The organism is Streptomyces sp. NPDC057428, from assembly GCF_042803195.1.
GTDB lineage: Bacteria > Actinomycetota > Actinomycetes > Streptomycetales > Streptomycetaceae > Streptomyces.
Window position 1 is genome coordinate 152,549 of sequence record NZ_JBHVCT010000005.1, and the last position, 6,962, is coordinate 159,510.

The following is a 6,962-nucleotide window of genomic DNA, read 5'->3' on the forward strand; positions in this document are numbered from 1 at the left end:
TTGCAAAGGTGAGACATAGGGGAATCCCCGGTGAATCCGGCCAACGGCTGATACCCGGCTACCGGGCCGTCCGCCGCGCAACCCGCCCCCACCCCCGTCCCGTACCCCCGCCAGGCCGAAACTGGCAGAGGGCAACCAGGGCGAAGCGGGCCGCGCGCCGGGAGGCGCAGCCGCCCGCGATCCGACCCGTCCTCCGGTAGCGGACGCCGGGGAGGGGGCTGATGCTGGTTCGGTACGGGTCGTCGAGTGCGGAGGTCCGTCCCGGGCTCCGCGAGGGGGCTAAGGAGCTTGCTTCATGACTGATGCGCCCCTGATGGTGGTGGACGGCGCCGGATTGGTCACCGGGTGGAGCCGGGCGGCCGAGCGGCGCTTCGGCCCCGCGACCGCCGACGCGCTCGGGCTGCACGTCATGGACGTACTGGCCAAGGACACCGTTCGCGCGGCCGGTGAGGGCGACGCTTCTTCCGGGCTGCGGCTGGAGCCCCTCGCCGGATCGGACTGGGCCTTCTGGGAGGCCGCACGGGGTGAGGACGGCGGCGCGGCCGGCGACGCGGTCGGGACGGCACTGCTGGACGTGGTGTTCGCCCAGGCACGGGGACGGTTCCACGTACTCGACCCCGACCTCGACGTCCTTCGGGTCAGCGACCCCGCAGCCGAGGCGGAGGACACCGTACGGCTGCGCGGGCGGCCGTTTCGCGCCGTGTGCGACTTCGAGGAACCGGACCGGGTCGAGGCTTTCGTGCGAGAGGTCATACGCACCGGCGTACCCGGTGTCGAGCAGCCGTTCCGGGCCCGGCCCGACGTGGTGGTGGGCGGATCGCGCACCCTCGCCCTGACGGCGTTCCGGCTCCAGGAAGGGCGCGGGAGGCGGCAGGGGGCCCGCCTGGCAGGGTGCTGGGGGCCGCCGTCGCCGTGGCCGACGTCAGCGACCGGGTGCGGCGCCGGGAGCGGGACGCGGCTCTCGTCGCGGTCCGCGACTCCGTGGGCCGCACGCTCGACGTCGAGGCCACCTGTCGCGACCTCGTCAACGCGCTGGTCCCCGGCTACGCGGATGTGGGCGTGGTCGAGGTCGTCGACGACGTCCTGCGCGGGGAGACGCCGCAGTCCGGGCCGCTCGATCCCGACGTGCTGCTCAGACGCGCCGCCTACAGGGGCTACAACGAGGCCGCCCACCCGATCGGCGACATCCGCGCGGTGCCGTACGGCACGCCCTACCAGCGGGCCGTCTCCGACCTGCGGGCCCGGGTCCTTCCCCTGGACGACCTCACCTGGGCCGACGCCGACCCCGCACGGGCGGGTTCCATCCGCCGCTTCCGGGCCCACACCCTCCTCGTGGCGCCGCTGACGGTGCACGGAGCGGTGCTGGGGCTGCTGACGCTCTACCGGTGCGGGGACTCCGAGCCGTTCACCGAGGAGGACCTGCCCGCGGCCCTCGCGATGGCGTCCCGTGCCGCCCTCGGCATCGACAACGCCCGCAGGTACGTGCACGAGTACACCATCGCCAGCGCCCTCCAGCGCAGGCTGCTGCCCCAGAGCCCGGCGCCCCAGCCCGCCGTCGAGAGCGACCACCTGCTGCTGTCCGGCGGGGGAGCCGGCAACTGGTTCGACACGATCGCCCTGTCCGGGGCACGCACGGCCCTCGTCATCGGGGAGGTGGGCGATCGCGGGATCTACGCGGCGACCACCATGGGGCAGTTGCGTACGGTCGTCCACGCCCTCGCGGCACTGGACCTGGAGCCCGACGAGCTCCTGGCGCGGCTGTACGACACCGCGGCACGGCTGGCCGAGGAACGCACCCACCTGCCGCAGAGCGACCCGCTCCACCGTGAACCGCTGGCCGCGACCTGCGCGTACGCCGTGTACGACCCGTTCACCGAGAAGTGCACCGTGGCGTCCGCAGGCCACCCCGCGCCACTCGTCGTCGAACCGGACGGTGCGGCCTTCGTGGTGGGCCTGCCCGTGGGGCCCCCGCTCGGGACCGCGGACCGGACCTGTGCGACGCCGTCACCCGCGCCTTGCCGGACAGCGTCGACCTCCGGGGCGCCGCGCTGCTCCTGGCCCGGACCCACGCCATGCCCGCGGAGCGGTACGCCGCCTGGGAACTGCCCTACGACAAGACCGCCCCCGCGACCGCGCGGCGCCTCGCGTCCAAGACGCTCACCGACTGGCACATCGAGGACGAGACCGGGGACGCGACCGAACTGATCGTCAGCGAACTCGTGACCAACGCCGTGCGGTACGGCAGCCCGCCGGTGGTCCTGCGGCTGATCCTCGACCGGGGACTGATCTGCGAGATCCGGGACGGCAGCACCACCGCGCCGTACATGAAGTACGCCGGAGCCGTGGACGAGGGAGGCCGCGGGCTCTTCATCATGTCCCACCTCGCCTCGCTGTGGGGCACCCGGTACGCCGCCGACGGCAAGACCGTCTGGTCCGAGCAGTCGCTTCGGGAGGGCGGCGCCTGACGGCGGACCTCCCGGGACGTGTCCGCCCTACCGGGCCTTGTCCTCGCGCTCAGCCGGCCCCGTGGCACTCCCGGTACGCGCGCTCCGAGCCGCACCAGCAGGCCGCGCTGCGCGCGGGGGGCCACGGGACGGCGCGGCCGCGGGCCGCCAGCGTCGTGGCGTACTGGGGGAGGAGGTCCGGGTCGGAGGGCGAGGCGGCCTCCGACGCGGCGAACGCCTCGTACGAGGGGACCGTGCCCGTCACGATGCCGAGGTTCGGCGTGCCCGCCGCGTGCAGGTCCCGCAACGCGGCCTCCAGACGCGCCAGATGGTCCTCGTGCGAGAGGTACTCCTGCGCCAGCTCCGGGTATGCCGCCAAGAGCTCGCGCAGTTCCGCCGCCGGCCAGCGCAGCACCGCGACGGGGAACGGCCGGGACAACGCCGTGCGGTAGGTGCCCAGTTCGGCGCGCAGCCGGTTGATCTCGGCCTGCAGCTCACTCGGGTCGGACGAGCCGAGGGCCCAGAGGCGCTTCGGGTCGTGCAGCTCGTCCAGCGGGACGGCCGCCGTGTGCAGTGTGTCGGCCAGTTCGTCCCAGGCGTCGTGGCCGACGCCCATCAGCCTGCGCACCCGGTGCCGTCCGATGAGCAGGGACTGTGTCGCGTAGGGGACATCCTCCCCGGGTGCGATCAGCAGGGTCAGCGCCGTCGAGAAGAAGTCGTGGGCGGACTCCAGCTCGTCGTGCGCTTCGAGGGTCTCCGCGGCGATCTCCCACGGTGCCGCGTCGAGCGGACCGGCCGCGCGGATGCCGTCGATGATCGCGCGGGCCTCCGCCTCGTGGCCGTACTCCCACAGGTTGGAGGCCTTGAGAGCTTTGACCAGGTGCGGCTTCTCGACGGCGATGTCGGGCGAACCGAGCAGTTCGTCGTAGAGGGTGGTCGCGCGGGCGCGGTCCCCGGCGAGCTCCAGATGGGCCGCTGCCTGGAGGAACAGCGGTTCGTGGTCCTCGGGGTACTGCGCCGCGGTGCGCAGCAGGCGCTCGGCTTCGGTGGTGTGTTCGGCAGGCGTGTCGGGGCGCATGGACCACACGGTACTGCGGGACGGGGGCGAGGTGAGAGGGAGTGTGCTGGAGCGGCGGTGAAGGGCGGAAGGCCGCCGGGGAAACGTTCAGGCGCTTCCCGGGGCCCGGGCCTGGGACCGGGGACGCTCAGCGCTCCCGCAGGAACAGGACGGCCGCCACGGCCACGACCGCCATGCCGGCCGACAGCAGGACCGCCCTGTCCGCGCCGCCCGGAGTGGCCGCCACCGCGATCGTCAAGGCCACACCGGCCGAGGAGCCGAGGTAGCGGGCCGTGTTGTTGGCCCCCGAGCCCATGGCCGCCCGGTCCGGGGGCACGGACTCGACGGCGAGGCGGGGCAGCGCTGCGTTCATCAGGCCACTGCCGACGCCCGCGACGACCAGGGCCGGGACGAGGCGCAGCCACACGGACCCGGAAGGGCTGCCCGGTGTGCCGGTCAGGACCCCGAGGATCGGCAGCACCGCCACCGCGTGCAGTGCGAAGCCGGCCGCCAGCTGGTGGCGGGCGGACACCCGGCCGGCCAGGCGCCGGGCCTGCAGTGCCACCGCGAACGCTGTGCCCGACCAGAGCAGGAGCAGCCAGGCCGAGTCGAGCGCGGTGAGGGAGAGCGAGTGCTGGAGCAGGGTGGGCAGGTAACTGAAGAGGCCGATCACGGCGAGCCCCGTGAACAGTCCGCCGGCCGCCGCTGCCAGGAAGGCGCGGCTGCGGAACAGCCCCAGGTCGATCAGCGGGGCGGCGGCCCGGCGCTCCACCGCTGCGAACGCGGCGGTCAGGGCCAGTGTCGCGAGCAGCAGCAGGCCGACGGGTGCGCGCAGCCAGCCGTCCCTGCCGAGGGTGAGCGCGGTCAGCAGCGCCGTCATCGCCAGTCCGAGTACGGCGGCGCCCAGCAGGTCGGGGCGGCCGGTGCGGGGGCTGCGGGACTCCGTGAGCTTGCGGAAGGCGAAGGCGCCGGTGACGAGGGCGCCGGCGCCCAGCGCGAGATAGGTCAGCCGCCAGTCGACGGCGCCGAGCGAGGCCGACAGCAGCGGGCCGAGCGCTATTCCGGCGCTGACGAACGCGCCCCAGACGCCCATCGCCCTGATCCTCGCGTGGCCGACCGGATACGCGCCGACCAGCAGGCCGAGGCTGGTGGCCAGGATCGCCGCGCTCGCGGCGCCCTGGCCCGCCCGGGCGAGGGTGAATCCGAGGGTGTCCGTGGTCAGGGCGCCGAGCCCGGCGGTGACGCCGAGGCCCAGGGTCCCGATGAGGAAGATCCGGCGGCGTCCGAAGTCGTCGGCGAGGCTGCCCGCGACGAGCAGGACGACGGCGAGACCCAGCGGGGTCCCGTTGAGCAGCCATGCCTGGGCGGAGGGCGGGGTGGAGAAGGCGGTGGTGAGGGTGGGGAGGGCGGCCGTCGGCGCGGTGAAGTTCATCAGCGCGACGGTCGTGGCCGCGCTGGTGACCGCGAGGGTAGCGCCAGGCCGGTGCGGCGGGCGGGCCGGCCGGGGGGCGGCGGCGGGGCCGGCCTGTGCGGACTGCTGGGTCATGACGTCCCTCCGGAAGGGCCCGCATGGTGACCACGTTCACGGCTAAGTTCGATGAATGAATCGACTGGAGGTGCGACGCTAGCACGCCAGGGTTCATTCAATGAATGCGGGTAATGTGCTCCCATGGCCCTCGGCAAGGACTACGCCGCACAGCAGTGCTCCATCGCCCGCGCGCTTGAAGTGGTCGGTGAGCGCTGGACACTGCTCGTCGTGCGCGACGCCTTCTACGGCTTACGCCGCTACAACGACTTCCTGAGCCACCTCGGCATCCCGCGTGCCGTCCTCGCCTCCCGCCTCCAGGCGCTCACCGAGGCCGGCGTCCTGGCGAAACGCCGCTACCAGGATTCGCCGCCCCGCGAGGAGTACGTCCTCACGGACCGGGGCAAGGCCCTCTGGCCCATCTTGCGCTCCCTCGGCCTCTGGGGCCGCGAGCACTTCGAGGGGACGCCGCCCATGCGTTACTTCCACCACGCCGCCTGCGGGACGCCGCTCGGCGCGTTGGGCCAGTGCCCGGCCTGCGGCGGCATCGGCGTACCGCCCGAGGACGTGGAGATGCGGCCCGGCGCCGGGCTGGACCCCGACCCCGACGACGCCGTCGACCGGGCCCTGCTCGCTCCCCGGCGGCTGCTCAAGCCGCTGGACACCGATCGTGTATAACGGCTGGAGGACACCGACGGCCGCGAAGTGAACGGGAGGGACGATGGGCGACGACATGAACCGTGTGCGCCGCGGGGTCGCCCGCCTGCTCCGTCCCGCCGCCTTCCTGGTCCTCTTCGTCGCCGAGGTCCTCCTCGCCGAGGGCGGCAGCCTCTCCGCCGCCGTCGCGCTCGCGGCCACCGCGGCCGCCGGCTCGGCACTCGTCGTCTGCTCCGTCATCAGCGCCCGCTGCGCCTGCCCCGTACCCCGCACGAGAGTGCGTACGGCCATGCGCGACCGCGAGAAGCGCACCGCGTTCCTGCCGCAACGGGACCCCGACGCCCGAGGGCGTCGCAGGCCCCGAGCGCCCGGGGCCGCCCTCCTGACGGCCGCGTAGAGACCCTTCCCCACCCTCTGCGCGGTTCGTCCTGCCGAGTTCCAGACATCCCGGCACGACGAGACCCCCGGAGGGCTCACCCATGTCCGCATTCATGTCCGCCTTCGCGAGCCTGGTCGGCGCGTTCGCCGACCTGCTCCAGCCGCTCTTCCACCACGCGTCGGCGGCCGCCGCGATCATCCTGTTCACCGCACTGGTGCGGCTCGCCGTCCACCCCCTGTCACGGGCGGCGGCGCGCGGCCAGAAGGCCCGCACCAAGCTCCAGCCGCAGATCGCCGAACTACGCAAGAAGCACGCGAAGAGCCCCGACAAGATGCAGAAGGCGCTCATGGAGCTCCACGCGCAGGAGAAGGTCTCCCCGCTCTCCGGCTGCCTGCCGAGCCTGCTCCAGATGCCCGCGTTCTTCCTGCTCTACCACCTCTTCTCCAGCCAGAAGATCGGCGGCGACCCCAATTCGCTGCTCGGCCACGAGCTCCTCGGTGCCCCGCTCGGCGAGCGCTGGCACGACGCCCTCGCGCACGGCGGGCCCTTCGGCGGGCAGGGACTGGTCTACGTCGCGCTTTTCGTGATCGTCGCCGCCGTCGCGACCTTCAACTACGGCCGGACCAAGCGCCAGATGGCCGCCAACCCGGTCACGCCGGCCACGGGCCCGGACGGACAGCCCGTACCCGGCATGGGCGCGATGACGAAGGTCATGCCGCTGATGTCGTTCCTGACGCTCTTCTCGGTGGCCTTCGTCCCGCTCGCCGCCGCGCTGTACATCGTCACCAGCACCACCTGGACCGCCATCGAGAGGGCCTACCTCTACCGCGTCGTCCCGGTACCCGAGGCCGCGCTCGCCCCCGCCGTCTGAGCGAGACCTCGACCAAGGGGAGATGGACC

7 protein-coding genes are annotated in these 6,962 nt (G+C 73.4%); 5 read left to right on the forward strand and 2 right to left on the reverse strand.

Annotated features, from left to right (window positions below; genetic code table 11):
• Positions 1-891: 891 nt before the first annotated feature.
• Together ACFU5K_RS03780 and ACFU5K_RS03785 are read left to right on the forward strand one after the other, a co-directional pair.
• Positions 892-2,205: a PP2C family protein-serine/threonine phosphatase gene (locus tag ACFU5K_RS03780; protein ID WP_384056344.1), complete on the forward strand. Its 1,314-nt coding sequence runs from the start codon at positions 892-894 to the stop codon at positions 2,203-2,205.
• Positions 2,172-2,465, forward strand: coding sequence for an ATP-binding protein (locus ACFU5K_RS03785; protein ID WP_384056374.1), 294 nt, complete (start codon positions 2,172-2,174; stop codon positions 2,463-2,465). The genes ACFU5K_RS03780 and ACFU5K_RS03785 overlap by 34 nt, the downstream gene beginning before the upstream one ends.
• 49 nt (positions 2,466-2,514) lie before the next feature.
• Here ACFU5K_RS03785 and ACFU5K_RS03790 read toward each other — a convergent pair whose 3' ends face one another.
• Positions 2,515-3,522, reverse strand: a complete 1,008-nt coding sequence (locus tag ACFU5K_RS03790) for an SEC-C domain-containing protein (protein ID WP_384056347.1) — start codon at positions 3,520-3,522, stop codon at positions 2,515-2,517.
• Positions 3,523-3,649: 127 nt separating this feature from the next.
• Positions 3,650-5,047 carry an MFS transporter gene (locus tag ACFU5K_RS03795; RefSeq protein WP_384056349.1) on the reverse strand — a complete coding sequence of 466 codons (1,398 nt, stop codon included), beginning with the start codon at positions 5,045-5,047 and terminating at the stop codon, positions 3,650-3,652.
• Between the two features lie 123 nt (positions 5,048-5,170).
• Between ACFU5K_RS03795 and ACFU5K_RS03800 the strand changes: the two genes are divergently transcribed.
• The 3 genes from ACFU5K_RS03800 to ACFU5K_RS03810 all read left to right on the forward strand — a co-directional run bounded on the left by ACFU5K_RS03800 (position 5,171) and on the right by ACFU5K_RS03810 (position 6,933).
• Positions 5,171-5,704: a winged helix-turn-helix transcriptional regulator gene (locus ACFU5K_RS03800; RefSeq protein WP_384056352.1), complete on the forward strand. Its 534-nt coding sequence runs from the start codon at positions 5,171-5,173 to the stop codon at positions 5,702-5,704.
• Positions 5,705-5,747: 43 nt separating this feature from the next.
• A complete protein-coding gene (locus tag ACFU5K_RS03805) occupies positions 5,748-6,080 on the forward strand; it encodes a DUF6412 domain-containing protein (protein WP_384056355.1) in 333 nt (110 codons plus the stop codon).
• A gap of 82 nt (positions 6,081-6,162) precedes the next feature.
• Complete coding sequence (locus ACFU5K_RS03810) at positions 6,163-6,933, forward strand: YidC/Oxa1 family membrane protein insertase (protein WP_384056357.1); 771 nt, start codon at positions 6,163-6,165, stop codon at positions 6,931-6,933.
• Positions 6,934-6,962: the final 29 nt, after the last annotated feature.